The organism is Micromonospora sp. AMSO31t (assembly GCF_008868175.1).
Lineage (GTDB): Bacteria > Actinomycetota > Actinomycetes > Mycobacteriales > Micromonosporaceae > Micromonospora.
The window spans coordinates 1-16,031 of record NZ_WBKT01000132.1 but is presented as its reverse complement, the minus strand read 5'-3'; the positions used below and the strand labels follow the sequence as shown (position 1 = coordinate 16,031).

Annotated in this window: 13 protein-coding genes; 6 read left to right on the top strand and 7 right to left on the bottom strand. The window is 72.2% G+C overall.

Annotation, left to right across the window (positions count from 1 at the left end; translation table 11 throughout):
* Positions 1-132 precede the first annotated feature (132 nt).
* Complete coding sequence (locus F8274_RS23630; protein ID WP_151464564.1) at positions 133-354, top strand: zinc ribbon domain-containing protein; 222 nt, start codon at positions 133-135, stop codon at positions 352-354.
* Positions 355-511: 157 nt separating this feature from the next.
* Positions 512-3,310, top strand: coding sequence for an adenylate/guanylate cyclase domain-containing protein (locus F8274_RS23625; protein WP_151464563.1), 2,799 nt, complete (start codon positions 512-514; stop codon positions 3,308-3,310).
* A gap of 61 nt (positions 3,311-3,371) precedes the next feature.
* On the opposite strand, the gene F8274_RS23620 is transcribed toward F8274_RS23625, so the two are convergent.
* Complete coding sequence (locus F8274_RS23620; RefSeq protein WP_151464562.1) at positions 3,372-3,911, bottom strand: phospholipase; 540 nt, start codon at positions 3,909-3,911, stop codon at positions 3,372-3,374.
* A 175-nt stretch (positions 3,912-4,086) separates the two neighbouring features.
* Here F8274_RS23620 and F8274_RS23615 point away from each other — a divergent pair, with 175 nt between their 5' ends.
* A complete protein-coding gene (locus F8274_RS23615; protein WP_151464561.1) occupies positions 4,087-4,776 on the top strand; it encodes a PadR family transcriptional regulator in 690 nt (229 codons plus the stop codon).
* A 164-nt stretch (positions 4,777-4,940) separates the two neighbouring features.
* Entirely contained in the window at positions 4,941-5,627 is a 687-nt protein-coding gene (locus F8274_RS23610; RefSeq protein ID WP_192579952.1) for a class I SAM-dependent methyltransferase, read from the top strand.
* 52 nt (positions 5,628-5,679) lie between these two features.
* Here F8274_RS23610 and F8274_RS23605 read toward each other — a convergent pair whose 3' ends face one another.
* Positions 5,680-7,338, bottom strand: a complete 1,659-nt coding sequence (locus F8274_RS23605) for a glycoside hydrolase family 10 protein (protein WP_151464560.1) — start codon at positions 7,336-7,338, stop codon at positions 5,680-5,682.
* Between the two features lie 304 nt (positions 7,339-7,642).
* Between F8274_RS23605 and F8274_RS23600 the strand changes: the two genes are divergently transcribed.
* Entirely contained in the window at positions 7,643-9,136 is a 1,494-nt protein-coding gene (locus F8274_RS23600; protein ID WP_151464559.1) for an amino acid permease, read from the top strand.
* A 62-nt stretch (positions 9,137-9,198) separates the two neighbouring features.
* Here the strand turns inward: F8274_RS23600 and F8274_RS23595 are convergent, their stop codons facing one another.
* From F8274_RS23595 to F8274_RS23575, 5 genes are read right to left on the bottom strand one after another with little or no spacing between them, the layout of a single operon-like run.
* Complete coding sequence (locus F8274_RS23595) at positions 9,199-10,212, bottom strand: glycoside hydrolase family 43 protein (protein ID WP_151464558.1); 1,014 nt, start codon at positions 10,210-10,212, stop codon at positions 9,199-9,201.
* Entirely contained in the window at positions 10,209-11,033 is an 825-nt protein-coding gene (locus F8274_RS23590; RefSeq protein WP_151464557.1) for a carbohydrate ABC transporter permease, read from the bottom strand. Before F8274_RS23590 ends, F8274_RS23595 begins: the two co-directional genes overlap by 4 nt.
* Before the next feature lie 10 nt (positions 11,034-11,043).
* Positions 11,044-12,006, bottom strand: a complete 963-nt coding sequence (locus F8274_RS23585) for a carbohydrate ABC transporter permease (protein ID WP_151464556.1) — start codon at positions 12,004-12,006, stop codon at positions 11,044-11,046.
* A gap of 6 nt (positions 12,007-12,012) precedes the next feature.
* Entirely contained in the window at positions 12,013-13,344 is a 1,332-nt protein-coding gene (locus F8274_RS23580) for an ABC transporter substrate-binding protein (RefSeq protein WP_151464555.1), read from the bottom strand.
* Positions 13,345-13,381: 37 nt separating this feature from the next.
* Positions 13,382-14,893, bottom strand: coding sequence for an alpha-N-arabinofuranosidase (locus F8274_RS23575; RefSeq protein ID WP_151464554.1), 1,512 nt, complete (start codon positions 14,891-14,893; stop codon positions 13,382-13,384).
* Positions 14,894-15,043: 150 nt separating this feature from the next.
* Here F8274_RS23575 and F8274_RS23570 point away from each other — a divergent pair.
* Positions 15,044-16,031, top strand: a 988-nt coding sequence (locus F8274_RS23570) for a LacI family DNA-binding transcriptional regulator (protein WP_151464553.1), incomplete at its 3' end; no start/stop codon positions are given.

Here is a 16,031-nt window from a genome sequence, read left to right as displayed (position 1 = left end):
CGGGGCCGGCGCCGCCGTCGGGCGGCGCGGCCGGTCGCAGGGGCCGAACCGTCGATCTTTGCTCGCCGTCCACCACCCGTCGAGTATCACCCATGACTGCCGAGGCGTCAGGTCCGGCCGTACCCTGGTGGCATGCCCCGCTACGAGTTCCGCTGCCGCGCCTGCGGCGACACCTTCGAGGTCAACCGCCCGATGGCCGACGCCGGTCAGCCGGCCTCCTGCCCACAGGGACACGCCGACACGGTGAAGCTGCTTTCCGCGGTGGCGGTCACCGGCCGGGGTGGATCCGGACCGGTCGGCGGGGCCTCCGCCCCGGCCGGCGGTGGCTGCTGCGGCGGCGCCTGCGGCTGCTGACCGACCGTCCGCCCTCGGCCCGCCGGTCGATCCGGCCTGCCGCCCGTGTGATCCTTTGGCACCTTGGGTCGGAATCGCCCCGGCCGTTCTCACGATGCGTGACCGCGTGACCATAGGGCAGCATGAAGCCGACGTCACGGGGCGGAGGTTCCAACGCATGTCGCCACGGATCCACCTCCCGAGCGGCTGGGTGACCTTCGTCTTCACCGACATCGAGGGCTCCACGCGACTGGCCCAGCTGCTCGGTCCGGGCTACCGCCCGGTTCTGCGGGAACACCGCCGGTTGCTGCGCCACACGCTGGCCGGCACCGACGGCGCCGAGCTGCTGACCGAGGGCGACTCGTTCTTCCTCGCCTTCCCGGACGCGGGGGCGGCGGTGCACGCCTGCCTCACCGCGCAACGCGCGCTGGGCGACCACGACTGGCCCACTCCGGAGGCCGCGCCCCGGGTCCGGATGGGGCTGCACACCGGCTACGCCGAACCCCGCGACGGCGAGTACGCCAGCCCCGAGGTGCACCGGGCCGCCCGGGTGGCCGCCGCCGCCCACGGTGGACAGGTGCTCTGCTCGGCGGCGACGGCCCGGCACGCCGACCCGCTGCCCGACGGGGCGTCCCTGTTGGACCTCGGGCTGCACCGGCTGCGCGGCTTCGACGACCGGGAGCGGCTGTTCCAGCTCGTCGCGCCCGGCCTGGAGCGGAGCTTCCCGCGGCCGCGTACCGCCGACGCGGTGGCGCACAACCTGCCCACCCAGGTCACGTCGTTCGTGGGCCGGCAGGCCGAGCGGTCCGAGCTGCGGCGGCTGGTCGAGGCGTACCGGCTGGTGACCGTGCTGGGGGCGGGCGGGGCCGGCAAGACCCGGCTGGCCGTGGAGCTGGCCTCCGGGGTGGTCGAGGCGTACCCGGACGGGGTGTGGTTCGTCGACGTGGCCGCGGTGACCGACCCGGGGCTGGTCGCGTTCGAGATCGCCGCCGTGCTCGGGCTCCGCCCGGAGCCCGGCCGCCCCATGGTGGACACCCTGGTGGAGTACGCGGCGGCCCGGCGGATGCTGGTCGTGCTGGACACCTGCGACGCGCAGCCGGCCGCCTCGGCCGAGGTGATCTCCCGGCTGCTGGCCGGTGGCCGGGGCGTGCGGGTGCTGGCCACCAGCCGGGAGTCGTTCGGCGTACCCGGTGAGGTGGTGTGGCGGATCCCGCCGCTGTCGGTGGACCCGGGCCCGGACGGCGGGGCCAGCGACGCCGTGGCCCTGCTGCTGGACCGCACGGCGGCGGCCCGGGGCGGCCGGGCGCCGGAGCCCGCCGAGCAGGCCGACCTGCGCCGGGTGGTCCGGCGCCTGGACGGGCTGCCGCTCGCCATCGAGCTGGCCGCCGCGCGGCTGCGGGTGCTGTCGGCCGGGCAGCTCGCCGAGCGCCTCGACGACATGCTGGGCACGCTGGACGCCGGGCGGGACGAGCCGGAGCCGCCCGTGGTGGAGCCCGGCTGGACCGGCAACCAGCAGGACACCGTCGACCTGGTGGCCGCCGCGAAGGGGGCCGCTCCGGCCACCCCGGCCAGCCGCGCGGTGCAGCGCTCGGCGAACGAGCGGCACCTAACCATGCAGGCCACGGTCACCTGGTCGTACCGGACGTTGGGGGCGCGCTCGGCCCGGCTGCTGCGGTGGCTGGCCGTCTTCGCCGGCCCGGTGGACCTGCCGACCGTGCAGTGGCTGCTCGACGACGACCCGCTGGACCCGCTGTCGGTGCTCGTGGACAAGTCGATGGTGCTGGCCGAGCCGCGCGCCTCGGGCAGCACCTACCGGATGCTGGACCCGATCCGGGCGTACGCGGCCCGGCGGCTCATCGAGGCCGGCGAGGAGCAGGCCGCCCGGGACCGGCACGTCGCCTGGTCCCGGCACGCCCTGGAACGGGCCCACCTAGGCCCGGACGGCCGCCCGGTCACCCTCTCCCTGTACGCGCTCGACCCGCTCGCCGGTGAGCTGCGGGCCGCGCTGCGCTGGTGCGCCACCGGTGGCAGCGCCCGTTCGGGCCTGCGGCTGGCCGGCGGGCTGGACCAGTGGTGGCGGGAGCGGGGGCTGGCCCGGGAGGGGCGGCTCTGGCTGTTCCGGCTCTACGGCCGGATCGCCGAGACGGGGGAGTCGATCCCGGAGGCGGAGCTGGCGGCGGCGTACCACATGCACTCGTTGCACGCCGGGGCGGACGGCGAGTTCGCCGAGGAACTGCGTTACTCGCAGCGGGCCGAGGCGGCCGCCCGGCAGGCCGGTGATCTGGGGTTGCTGGCCCGGGTGCTGGCGGGACGGGCCGCGCCGCTGGTCGACATGGGACAGTTCGTCGAGGCGGAACGGATCTGCCGGGAGGTCATCGACTGGGCGTACGCCCAGGACGTGGTCTCCGACGCGCTGCTCGCCGTCTACAACCTCGCCGAGCTGCTGTGGCGCCGGGGGGCGCTGGAGGAGGCGGCCGAGGTGCTCGGCGCGGCCCGCCCGGTGGAGGCGGCCCGCCCGGTCGAGCGGGGCCGCCGCTCGGTGGACATGCTGCTGGGTCTGGTCGCGCTGGCCCGGGGTGACCTGGTCGCCGCGCACGAGCACCTGCTCGTGGCGCTCCGCTCGCGGATGAACCACGGCTACCTGGGCCGGGCCTGCGACACCGTGAACGCGATCGCGGTGCGCTGCGCGCTGGGCGGCGAGCCGGTGACGGCGGCCCGGCTGTTCGGGGCGGCCCAGGCCACCCGGGCGAGCCTGCGTGCCACCCCGGGGATCTACGGCCCCTACTGGCTGGCCCGGCAGGTGGACCTGCGGCGGGTGCTGGGTGACGCGGCGTTCGACGCCGCCTGGGCCAGCGGGGCCGCCCTCCGCCTGGAGGAGGCGGCCACCCTGGCCCTCGACCTGGAACATCCCGACCTGACCACCCCCGACTCGCCCCGCTTCACGGCTCCCGCGCCGCGCCGCTCCACGGCGAGTTGACCAGGAGGTTCGCGCCGGGATCCGGGCCTGCGGCGACGCGAACCTCCGGATCGACGGGGGGTCAGTGCCGGGCGGCCGCGCGTTCGGCGTCGGCCTTCATCCGCGCGGCGCGGTCGAGGTCGGCCTGTTGGACGGCGGCGACCGAGCCGAAGACGCTCACCGCCTGGTAGTAGGTCCAGGCCAGGCTGTAGCAGGCCGGTCGCACCACGGTGTTGTAGGTGGCGCAGACCCGCTTCAGGTCGGCGTAGAAGGCGCTGTCGAGCCGGGACTTGTTGGCCGGGAACACCCCCATCGCCTTGTGGTTGCGGTAGCCGAAGTCGTGCCGGTAGCAGGAGAGGCTGAAGCTGAAGCCGAGCGGGTTGTCCGGGCTGGATGAGCAGTAGTCGGTCGACCAGTCGAAGGCGTACTCGGTCCAGGGCGCCCGGTTCACTCGGGCGGAGTTCCAGGCGGCGTAGCTGCTGGCGCTGGTCTGCGTCCAGCTGGAGAGCACGGCGAGCTTCTGCTCGCGGCTCACCGCGGCGGCGGCGGGGGTGGCCACGCCGACGGCGGTGAGCAGGGCGATCGTGCCGGCGGCGAGCAGGGTGGTGAGACGTCGGGACACGGTTACCTCCCCGGGGATGTGGGGCCAGATGTCGACGATTGTCGATCGACGGCGGAGCCGCGGGCGATGCCGCGGGCGACGTGTTGGTGACATGCGTCGAAACAGACGAATGCCTTGCGTCGGGGGTCGCCGGCCGTATACTCGTCTACGAGTAATCGGTGGCGAGGAGGCGGCGGTGCCGAAGCGACGCCCGGTCGGGAACCTGATGGCCCTCGCCGTGCTCGCGGCGCTGGTCGAGCGCCCCCGCCACCCCTACGAGATCGCCGCCGTGCTGCGCGCCCGCGGCAAGGACCAGGACATGCCGATCAAGTGGGGCTCGCTCTACACGGTGGTGGCGAACCTGGAGCGGCACGGCCTCATCGCGGCGGTGGAGAGCGGCCGGCAGGGGCGGCGCCCGGAGCGCACCGTCTACCGGATCACCGAGGCCGGGCGAGCCGAACTCGTCGACTGGACCCGCGAGCTGGTCGCCGTCCCGGAGCGGGAGCAGCCCCGGTTCGAGGCCGGCCTGTCGGTGCTCGGCGTCCTCGGGCCCGACGAGGCAATGGAGCTGCTGCGGGAGCGCCTCGACCGGCTGGAGGGCCAGCTCGCCGCGCAGCGGGCGGCGCTGGCCGGGCACGCCCGCGAGGTGCCCCGCATCTTCCTCATCGAGGCCGAGTACGACCTGGCCGTCCGGGAGGCCGAGGCGACCTGGGTGCGCGGCCTGCTCGACGAGTTGACCACCGGCGCGCTGCCGGGTCTGGCCGAGTGGCGGGCCTGGCACGAGACCGGCGCGGTGCCGCCCGAGTGGGCGCACCTGGCGGAGAGAGGGACCGAGCCGCACAGAGACCTGGCGGACCTGGCGGAGAGGGGGACCGAGCCGCACTGAGAGCGGACCCCGGCGGGGGTGCGGTAACACCACCGCCGGGGCCCCGACCTGCGAACCGAGACCGCGGGAACGGCAACCCGGCCGCAAGGTGGCAACCGCAACGATAACCGGGCTTCCGTCCCCGGGTCGGTTCGTGCCCGCACGACCCGAGGCTGGAGGACGAGATGAGTACGAAGGACCTGCGCGCGCCCAAGCGCAAGCTGCTGCCCGAGATGGAGGGCAGGACCGTCCGCTGGTACGCGCGAAACCGCGGCTCCGCTGCGCAACTGGCCGAGTACCGGCGGCAGGCCGCCCGGCTGGCCGAGGGGCTGCCCGCCGGGGCGGCGGTGCTGGAGGTGGCGCCCGGCCCCGGCTACCTGGCGATCGAGCTGGCCCGGCTGGGGCCGTACCGGATCACCGGGCTGGACGTCAGCCACACGTTCGTGGAGCTGGCGGGGGAGTCGGCCCGGCGCGCCGGGGTCGAGGTGACCTTCCGCCAGGGCGACGTGCACGAGCTGCCGTTCTCGGCGGACTCGTTCGACCTGGTGGTCTGCCAGGCCGCGTTCAAGAACTTCGTCCGCCCGGTGCGGGCGCTGGACGAGCTGCACCGGGTGCTCCGGCCGGGTGGCCGGGCGGTGATCCACGACCTGCGCGCCGACGCCACACCGGCGGACATCGAGCGGGAGGTGGCCCGGATGGGGCTGGGCGGGCTGGACGCCTTCTGGACCCGCTCGGCCCTGCGGATGCTGCGGCGGCGGGCGGTCACCGCCGGCGCCTTCGCCCGGCTCGCCGCCGAGAGCGCCTTCGGCGGTGCCGAGGTGGACCGGGACGGGCTGATCGGGTTGGAGGTGCGGCTGCGCAAGGCCGCCTGAAGACGCCGGGACGCCCGGGGCACGAGCCCCGGGCGTCCCTTGTCGTGGCGGGTCAGCGCACGAAGCGCGGCGGGCTCGCGGGGCCCTCGTTCCAGACCCGGTCCAGCGCGGTCACGTAGTAGGTGTAGCGCGCGCCGGACGCCGCCGTGGTGTCCACCCAGGACTGCACGTTGCCGTCCGCGCGGACGGTGGCGACCAGGTGGGACGCGTCGGCGAAGTCGCAGCGGCCGGCCAGGCCGACACCGTCGAACCGGTAGATCGCATAACCGGTGGCCTTGCCGAACGGGCCCTTGCCGTCGGCCGGCTGCCGCCAGCTCAGGCGCACCCCGTCGGCCTGCCGCTCGGCGCCGGTCACGACCGGGAAGAGCAGCGGCTTGGCCGGGAGCTGCGACATGGTCGGCACCAGCGCCGGGCGGGAGTAGTGCTCGGCCGCGTAGATGTCGGTGGCGCCGAGCCGGTTCGCCCGCACCTGGACGGCGGAGAAGTGCACGTTGCCGAGCACCTCCGGGTACGACCGGTTGAGCGTCAGGTGGTTCGACAGCTCCTGCGGGTTTATCCAGAACGAGCCGTACGCGGGGTCACCGCTCTTGTAGTCGGCCTGTCCGATGTAGAGCTGGACGTTGGTGCCCCGCACGGTCTCGGCCCACCACGGCACGAGCCGGGCGTAGTCGGCCGCCGGGTACTGGCCGATGTACCAGTAGAGCTGGGGCACGATGTAGTCGATCCACTCCTCCTTGACCCACTTGCGGGTGTCGGCGGAGATGATGTCGTACGACTGCGAGCCGGTGGTGTCCGAGCCGTTCGGGTCGGCCGACTTGTTGCGCCAGATGCCGAAGGGGCTCACGCCGAACTTCACCCAGGACTTGGCCGACTTGATCTTGGCGTTCATCTCCTGGATCAGCAGGTTGATGTTGTCCCGCCGCCAGTCGGCCTTGTCGGTGAAGCCCCGGTTGTACTGGGCGAAGGTGGCGTCGTCCGGGTACTGGTACGTGCCACTCGGGTACGGGTAGAAGTAGTCGTCGAAGTGCACGCCGTCGATGTCGTACCGCTTGACGGCGTCCATCATCGCGGTCTGCACGAACTCGCGGACCTCGGGAATGCCGGGGTTGTAGTAGAGCCGGCTGCCGGCGACCCCGGCCGGCGGGTAGGCGAACACCCAGTCCGGGTGCTGGCGCACCGGGTGGTTGGGGGCGAGCTTCGCGATGTCGGCGCCCGCGCCGCCGGGGGCCGGCATGGAGACCCGGTACGGGTTCATCCAGGCGTGGAACTCCAGGTTCCGCTTGTGCGACTCCTCGACGAGGAAGGCCAGCGGGTCCCAGCCCGGGTCCTGGCCGCGGACCCCGGTCAGGTACTCCGACCAGGGCTCGACCGGCGAGGGCCAGAACGCGTCGGCGGTCGGGCGGACCTGGACCACGACGGCGTTGTGGTGCAGCTTCTGGGCCAGGTCGAGCCAGGCCAGATATTCGGCCTTCTGCTTGGCGACCTGGTCCGGTGCGGTCCAGGAGTCCTTGCTGGGCCAGTCGATGTTCGTCACCGAGGCGATCCACATGGCCCGGAACTGCCGCTTCGGGACGGCCGGGTCGGTGACGCAGGTGGTCGCGGTGGATTCGGTCGCCGTGTTGCTCTCCGCGGCGCTCGCGGGGGTGCCGGCGACGAGCGTGCCGAGCAGCGCCAGGGCCAGCCCGGCGGCTCCGAGCCGAGTTGCCTTCATGCGGTGCGGTCCCTTCGTTGGGGCTCACGGGGGCGTGTCGGGTGGCGGCGGACGGGCGGCGCATCCGGCAAGATTCGCCGCACTGTATCTGTCACCGGTAGAAAACTTTCATCAATCCGGACAGGGCGCAAGACCTCCGGACGGATCGATGTGCAGGTGGGGCCGAACGTCCGAGGGTGAGCCGGGCCACCGCCCGATTCGTGATCTGTCCGACACCTCCCGGACCGGATTAGCGGGCGAAGGGCCTGGGTAGCTTGCCCGATCACGGACCGCCACCGTGGTGGTCGCACGGTGGGAGGTGGTCATGTCCGTCCTACGGACCAAACCGATCCGGGACGTGCTCGCCCAGGGTGAGGCCGACGGCGAGGACGGCCGGCCCGGCCTGCGCCGCCGCCTCGGCGCGATCGACCTCATGGGCTTCGGCATCGGCATCGTGATCGGCACCGGCATCTTCACGCTGACCGGCATCGAGGCGAAGAACCACGCCGGTCCGGGCGTGGTGATCTCGTTCGCGATCGCCGGCGTGGTCGCGCTGCTGGCCGCCCTCTGCTACGCGGAGCTGGCGTCCAGCGTGCCGACCGCCGGCAGCGCCTACACCTACGCCTACGCGACGATGGGCGAGATCGTCGCCTGGATCATCGGCTGGGACCTGCTGCTGGAGTTCGCGCTCGGCTCGGCGGTGGTGGCCCGCGGCTGGTCCGGCTACCTCGCCGAACTCCTCAACCTGCCCAGCGCCTGGTTCGCCGAGGAGGGCAGCGTCGTCAACCTCGGCGCGATCGCCATCGTGCTGATCCTCGGCGCGATCGGCATCGTCGGCATCCGCGAGTCCGCCCGGGTGACCAACCTGCTGGTCCTGGTCAAGGTCGCCATCTGCGTGTTCATCGTGGTCGCCGGGGCGTTCTTCGTGAAGGCCGCCAACCTCAGCCCGTTCGTCCCGACCGCCGAGCCGGCCGGGGGCGGAGAGGACGGCATCCGGCAGCCGGTCACCCAGGCCGTCTTCGGGCTGGAACCGTCGATCTTCGGCTTCGCCGGGGTGCTGACCGCCGCCGCCGTGGTGTTCTTCGCGTACACCGGTTTCGAGGCCGTGGCGAACCTCGGCGAGGAGACCCGCAAGCCGCGCCGCGACCTGCCGCTGGGCCTGCTCGGCACGCTGGGCATCTCCACCGTGCTGTACATCGGCGTCTCGCTCGTGCTGGTCGGCATGGTGCGCTACACCGACATCGACGAGGGCGCCCCGATCGCCTCGGCCTTCGAGGCGGTCGGCGCCGGCTGGGCCGCCATCCTGGTCTCCATCGCCGCCGTCGCCGGCCTGACCAGCGTGATCCTGGTCGACCTGGTGGCCATGGGCCGGATCGGCTTCGCCATCGGTCGGGACGGGCTCATCCCGCCGTCCATCGCCAAGATCCACCCGCGCTGGGGCACCCCGTACCGGATCTCGGCGATCATGACGGTCGGCGTGGCCCTGCTCGCCGGCTTCCTGCCGCTCTCCGCGCTGGCCGACCTGGTCAGCATCGGCGCGCTCTGCGCGTTCGTGCTGGTCTCGATCGCGGTCCCGATCCTGCGCCGGCGGCGCCCGGAACTGGAGCGGCCGTTCAAGGTGCCGTTCTCGCCGGTGCTGCCGATCGTGTCCGCGCTGGCCTGCCTCTACCTGATGTTGAACCTGTCGGTGGAGACCTGGCTCCGGTTCCTCGCCTGGATGCTGCTCGGCGGGCTCATCTACTTCGGCTACGGCCACCGGAAGAACCGCCTGGCCCGCCGCGAGGCGGCCACGGACGAACCGGCGCCCGCCACCCGCTGACCCCGCGCAAGGAGGGGCCCCTTCTTGACAGACGTCTGTCAAGAAGGGGCCCCTCCTTCAGCTCAGGGGCGCGGCTGGGGTTCCGCCGTCGGGCCCTTCACCACGGGCCGGCCGTCGGTCCAGACCACCTCGTCCAGCCAGACCTGGCGGCCCGGGTCGGTGCTGCCCTCCTGGCCGGGCGGCCACGCGTGGTACAGCAGCCAGGTGCGGCCGTCCTTCTCGATCATCGACGCGTGCCCCGGGCCGGAGGCGACCGCGTTCGATGTCAGGATCGGGTTCTCCGCGGCCTTCACGCACGGCCCGGTGGGGCTCTCGCAGACCGCGTAGCCCTCGGCGTAGGTGTCCTTGTCGTAGGCGTTCGCGGCGAAGAAGAGCAGCAGCTTCCCGTCGTGCCGGTGGAAGAACGGCCCCTCGATCAGCGTGCCCTCCCAGGGCTCGGTCTGCTTGAGCAGCTTCGTCGGCGTGCCCACCAGCCGCAGCCCGTCCGGTGAGAGGCGCTGCGACCAGAGCCAGGTGTCCACCCCGACGGCGTTGCCGTCGTTCTTCCAGAGCAGCCAGAGGCTCCCGTCCGTGTCCCGGTACGGGCTGGCGTCGATCGAGCCGCCCAGCTCGGCCTGGCAGACCAGCGGCCCGTCCGCGTCGTCCCGGTACGGCCCGAGCGGGGTGGCCGCCAGCGCCCGGCCGAGGCACTGCCGGCCGGAGGCCCGGTCGGCCACCGTGTAGTAGAGGGCGAACCGGTCCGGGGCCAGCTGGATGACCTCCGGCGCCCAGGTCTTCCCGGCGTCGGCCCAGGCCGGCAGGTCCGGCAGGGCGTCACCGGCCTCGGTCCACGCGACCAGGTCGGGCGAGGTGAGCACCGGGACGTTCCGGCCACCGGAGTTGGTGTGGAACAGGTACCAGGTGTCGCCGACCCGGATCGCCTGCGGGTCGGGGGCGTCGGTCCGGATGACCGGGTTGGTGTACACGTGCGCGCCCTCCGGCGTACTCGACGGGGTTTCTCCGCTGCCGCAACCGGCGACGAGCAGCGCGGCGGCCAGGGCCGCCGCGCCGCGTCGCCGAATCCGCCGGTCGGTCATCCCTTCAGACCGCTGCGCGACACGCCCTGGATGATGTGCCGCTGGGCGAGCACGAAGAGGATCAGCACCGGCACGCTGGCCAGCACCGCCCCCGCCATGATCACCGGGTAGTCGGTCACGTAGGCGCCCTGGAGCAGGCCCAGGCCGGCCGGCAGGGTCAGCCGCTCCGGGCTGAACAGCACGTAGACCGGCCACAGGAAGTCGTTCCAGTTGGTCAGGAACGACAACACCGCCAGGGTGGCCAGCGCCGGCTTCGACAGCGGCAGGAGCACCTGGGAGAAGACCTGCCAGTGGTTCGCCCCGTCCAGCACGGCCGCCTCCTCCAGCTCGGCCGGGATGGAGAGGAAGAACTGGCGCAGGAAGAAGACCCCGAACGCGCTCGCCGCGCCCGGCACGACGATCACCGTCAGGGTGTCGATCCAGCCCAGCCGATCGGCGATCACGAAGTTCGGAATGATCAACGAGGTGGGCGGCAGGAACAGCGTCCCGACGATCAGCGCGAAGCTCACCTTCCGGCCCCGGAACCGCAGCCGGGCCAGGGCGTACGCGGCCATCGACGCGGTGACCAGCACCAGCAGCGTGTGCAGGCTGGCCGCGAGCATGCTGTTGAGGAACCAGCGCAGCACCGGGTTGGCGGTGTTGCCGAGGATCTGGTCGAAGCCGTACGTGGAGAACGGGTGCGGCAGCCAGCTCGGCGGGTCCTGCTGCGCGTCCTCGTACGTCTTCAGCGAGGTGAGGAGCATCCAGACCAGCGGGGTCACGAACACCGCGGTGATCAGGAGCAGCGCGCCGTAGCGCGCCACCCGACGCACGTTCGTCATGGTCGTCCCCTCAGTCTTCCCGGTAGCGGAACAGCCGGAAGTTGACGATGCTGACCACCGCCAGCAGCAGCGCGAAGAGCACGCTCATCGCGGACGCCTGGCCGACGTCGTAGTTGCGCAGCCCCTCGTCGACGATCCGCCAGACCACGGTCCGGGTCTGCTCGCCGGGCGCCCCCTGGGTGATCAGGAAGGACTGCCCGAAGACGTTCGCCGAGGCGAGGATCGTCGTGGTGAGCACGAAGAGCAGCACCGGGCGCAGCCCGGGAAGGGTGACGTGGCGGAACCGGTCCCAGGCCGTCGCGCCGTCGACCCGCGCCGCCTCGTACAGCTCCGCCGGGATGTCCTGGAGCCCGGCCAGGTAGATCACGGCGTTGAAGCCGCAGGTCCACCAGACCGTCACGCCGACCAGGGAGACCCAGGCCCACGGCACGTCCGTCACCCACGGGGTGTCCGCGGGCAGCCCGACCGCGCCGAGCAGCCGGTTGATCAGGCCGAGGTTCGCGTCCAGCAGGAAGCGCCAGAGCAGGCCGATCACCGCGACGCCGAGCACGTACGGGGCGAAGAACGCGGCCCGGAAGAACGTCCGGCCGGGGAACTTCTCGTTCAGCAGGAGGGCCAGGCCCAGCGGGACGACCACGAGCAGCGGCACCGACAGTACGGTGAAGATCGCGGTGGCCCGGACGCTGGACCACCAGTCCGCGTAGTCGGCCGAGTCGCTGGAGAACAGGTCGCGGTAGTTCTCCAGGCCGATGAACGGCCGGTTCGGCAGCTGGAGGTCCCACTGGTGCAGGCTGATCCAGATCCCGAACAGGATCGGCGCCAGCCCGAAGACCAGGAAGAGAACCAGATACGGCGCGAGGAAGAGGTAGGGGGTCGCCCGGTGCCCCCGTTCCGTCGCGCCCCGACGGCGGTTGCGGCCCGCCGGGGGCGGCGCGTCACCACGCGCCGCCCCGACCTCGATCACGTCCGCCACGGCGGATCAGCTCCCGTACTTCTTGCGGTTGTCCTCGAGCTGCTTGTTCGCCTTGGCCACACCGTCGTCCAGCGCCTGCTTCGGCGACTTCTTGCCGAGCGCCGCCTCATTGAACGCGTTGTAGAAGGTGGTCATGACCTCACCGAGGCCCGGCGAGGCCGGCGGGAAGGCGGCGTACTCCAGCTCCGGGGCGAGCGCGCTGATCTCCGGCAGGGCCTTGAACTCGGCGCCCTCCCGGACCTCCTTGCGGGCCGGGATCTGGCCACCCTTGGCCCAGTCGAGCGAGTGCTGGCTGAGCCAGTTGATGAAGACCTTCGCGCCGGAGACCTTGTTGTTGTCGGCGCTGCGCTGCTTGACGATCGTGAAGTTGTGCGAGTTCGCCCAGGTGGCCTTCTGGCTGCCGATCTGCGGCAACGGGGCGACGCCCCACTGCACCTGGGCGCTCTTCTTCAGGTCGTTGATCTGCCAGATGCCGTTGAAGTTGAAGGCGTTCTTGCCGCTCTTGAGCGCCAGGTAGTCGGCGTCCTGGCCGACGTTGGCGGGGGAGAAGCCCTGCTTGATCATGTCGACCAGCCAGGCGCACGCCTCCACGGCCGGGTCCGCGTTGAAGGTCGCCTTCGCCACCTCGGCGTCGAAGAGCGTCCCGCCCCACTGGTGCAGCAGGCTGTAGAAGGTCATGCCGCCGGTGAACTGGAACGGGCTGACCCAGAAGCCCTGCACGCCGGCCTTCTTCAGCTCGGTCAGCGCCGCCGTGAACTCGTCCTTGGTCGTCGGCGGCTTGTTCGGGTCCAGGCCGCCCTTCTGCATGACGGCCTTGTTGTAGTAGAAGCCCATCGGGTGCATGTCCAGCGGGATGCCGTACCGCTTGTCGTGGTAGATGCCGCCCTTCCACACCGTCGGGGCGAAGTCGCCCTCGCTCAGCTCCAGGGCCTTGGCCACGTCGTCCAGCTCGGTGATCACGCCGCGGGCGGCGAAGGTGGCGAGCTGGTCCATGTGCATGACCGCGATGTCCGGGCCGTTGCCGCTGGTGACCGCACCGGGCAGCTTGCTGTAGTAGTCCTGCCACTCGTAGGTGATGACGCTCACGGCGATGTTCTGGTGCTCGCTGTTGAACTGCTCGACCAGCTTCTTGAAGATGTCGCCGTCACCGCCGGTGAAGCCGTTCCAGAGCTTCAGGTCGACCTTCGGGCCGGTGTAGTCCTTGCCGCCGTTGCCGGCCGCCGTGGACCCCTTCGTGCTGCTGCCGCCGCCGCAGCCGGCCAGCGTCAGCGTGGCCGCCGCGCCGAGCCCGACGCCGAGGCCGAGCAGCCGGCGCCGGCTCATCTCGTTCTGGATCATGCTTACTCCTTGGGGGACGGGTTGAAGTATTGCCTGGTCACGGCTGAGGCGCGAAGCGCAGCAGGTTCCAGGAGCAGGCGGGCAGCGCCACGGAGCACCGGCCGCCGTCGAGGGTGGGGGTGGTGACCTCCCGAGGCGTCACCCGGTCGGGCTCCGCCTCGGTGTTCGTGGCGGCCGGGTCGTCGCCGGCCGCGAGGGTGATGTGTTCCACGGCGCGCAGGCCGGGCAGCCCGCGCAGGTCCAGATCGAGGGGGAGGTCGTTCGGACCCCGGTTGACGGCGAAGACGGCCAGCTCGCCGGTCTCCTCGTCGTGCACGGCGACGGTGTCCAGCACCGGCACCTCGCCGTACCGGCTCGTCTCGTAGGTGGGGCCGACCGGCTCGGTGCGCAGCACCGTGCCCCGGGCGTGCCGGGCGGTCAGGGCGAACGGGTGGAAGATGCTCTGCCGCCAGGCCGGCCCGCCGTTGCGGGTGCGGATCGGGGCGATCACGTTGGCGAGCTGCGCCTGGCAGGCGACCCCGACCCGGTCGGCGTGCCGGAGCAGGGTGATCAGCAGGTCGCCGACCACCACGGCGTCGACCGCGGTGAAGTCGTCCTCGATGAGGGCCGGCGCCTCGACCCAGCCGCGCCGGTCCAGGTCGGCCTGGAGGCGCGACTCGTACCAGACGTTCCACTCGTCGAAGGAGATCTTCAGCTTGCGCTTGTGCCGCTGCCTGGCGGCCACGTGGTCGGCGGTGGCGACCACCTCGCGGATGAAGTTGTCCATGTCGACGGCGGAGGCCAGGATGCTGGCCCGGTCACCGTCGGACGGGTCGTAGTAGGTGTGGGCCGAGATGTAGTCGACGTGCTCGTAGGTGTGCTCCAGGACCGTCGCCTCCCACGCGGCGAAGGTCGGCATCCTGCGGTTGGAGCTGCCGCAGGCGACCAGGCTGATCGACGGGTCGATCATCTTCATGGCGCGGGCCGTCTCGGCGGCGAGCCGGCCGTACTCGTCGGCCGTCTTGTGGCCGACCTGCCACGGCCCGTCCATCTCGTTGCCGAGGCACCAGAGCCGGACCCCGTACGGGTCCTCGGCGCCGTGCTTGCGCCGCAGGTCGGACAGCTGGGTGCCGCCCGGGTGGTTGGCGTACTCCAGCAGGTCGCAGGCCTCCTGGACGCCGCGGGTGCCGAGGTTGACCGCCATCATCGGCTCGACGCCGGCCTCGGCCGCCCAGGTCATGAACTCGTCCAGGCCGAACGCGTTAATCTCGATGGTCTTCCAGGCCAGGTCGAGCCGGCGCGGGCGGTCGCCGACCGGGCCCACCCCGTCCTCCCAGCGGTAGCCGGAGACGAAGTTGCCGCCCGGGTAGCGGACCACCGACACACCCAGCTCGCGGGTCAGGTCCAGCACGTCGCGCCGGAAGCCGCGCGGGTCGGCCTCCGGGTGGCCGGGTTCGTAGACACCGCCGTAGACGCAGCGCCCCATGTGCTCGACGAACGAACCGAAGAGGCGACGGTCGGCCGCGCCGATGGTGAAGGTCGGGTCGATCGTGAGTTGCGCGTTCGGCACGGGTGCCACCCTTTCCTCGGTGCTCTACCCGGTGACCTCGGTCACCGGTGTCCCTGGTTTGTACAACGTTGTAAGCAACGCTGTAAAGCGATCGTTACGTCGTCGTGACGCGGTAGAGTGCGCCCCAGCAGTCACCCGGGAGGAAGCGCAGTGCGGCACAGGCTCAAGGACGTCGCGGAACGGGCCGGCGTGTCGGTGAAGACCGTCTCCAACGTCGTCAACGGCTACCAGCACGTCCGCGCCGACACCCGGGCCCGGGTCGAGGCGGCCATCGTCGAACTCAACTACCGCCCCAACCTCTCGGCCCGCAACCTCCGCAAGGGCCGCACCGGCGTGATCGCCCTGGCCGTGCCCGAGCTGGACATCCCCTACTTCGCCGAGCTGGCCCGGCACGTCGTCACCGCCGCCGCCGAGCACGGCTGGACGGTGCTGATCGACCAGACCGGCGGCGGCCCGGAGCAGGAACGCAAGGCGGCCAGCGGCATCGGCGACCACATGATCGACGGCCTGATCTTCAGCCCGCTCGCGCTCACCGCCGACGACCTCGCCGGCCTCGACGGCATGCCCATGGTGCTGCTCGGCGAGCGGGTCGACCACGGCCCCGCCGACCACGTCGTGGTCGACAACGTGGCCGCCGCCCGGGAGATCACCGCCCACCTCGTCGGGCTCGGCCGCCGCCGGATCGCCGCCATCGGCTCGCAACGCACCCCCGAGGGCGCCAGCGCGCGGCTCCGCCTCACCGGCTACACCGCCGCGCTGGCCGAGGCCGGCATCGCGTACGACGAGCGCCTCGTGGCGCCCGCGCCGGCCTGGCACCGCGCGGACGGCGCGGCCGCCATGCGGCACCTGCTCTCCACCGGGGTACGCCCCGACGCCGTCTTCTGCTTCAACGACACCCTGGCCCTCGGTGCGCTGCGCGCCCTGCACGAGTCCGGCCTGCGGGTGCCCGACGACGTCGCGGTGGCCGGCTTCGACGACATCGAAGACGGGCGCTTCTCCATCCCGACCCTGAGCACCGTGGCCCCCGACAAGGAACGCATCGCCCGCCTGGCGGTCGAACTCCTGGCCGGCCGCCTGACCGGCGACCCGGAAGCCCCACCCCGCGAACTGGTGGCCCCCCACCGCCTGGCCCTACGCG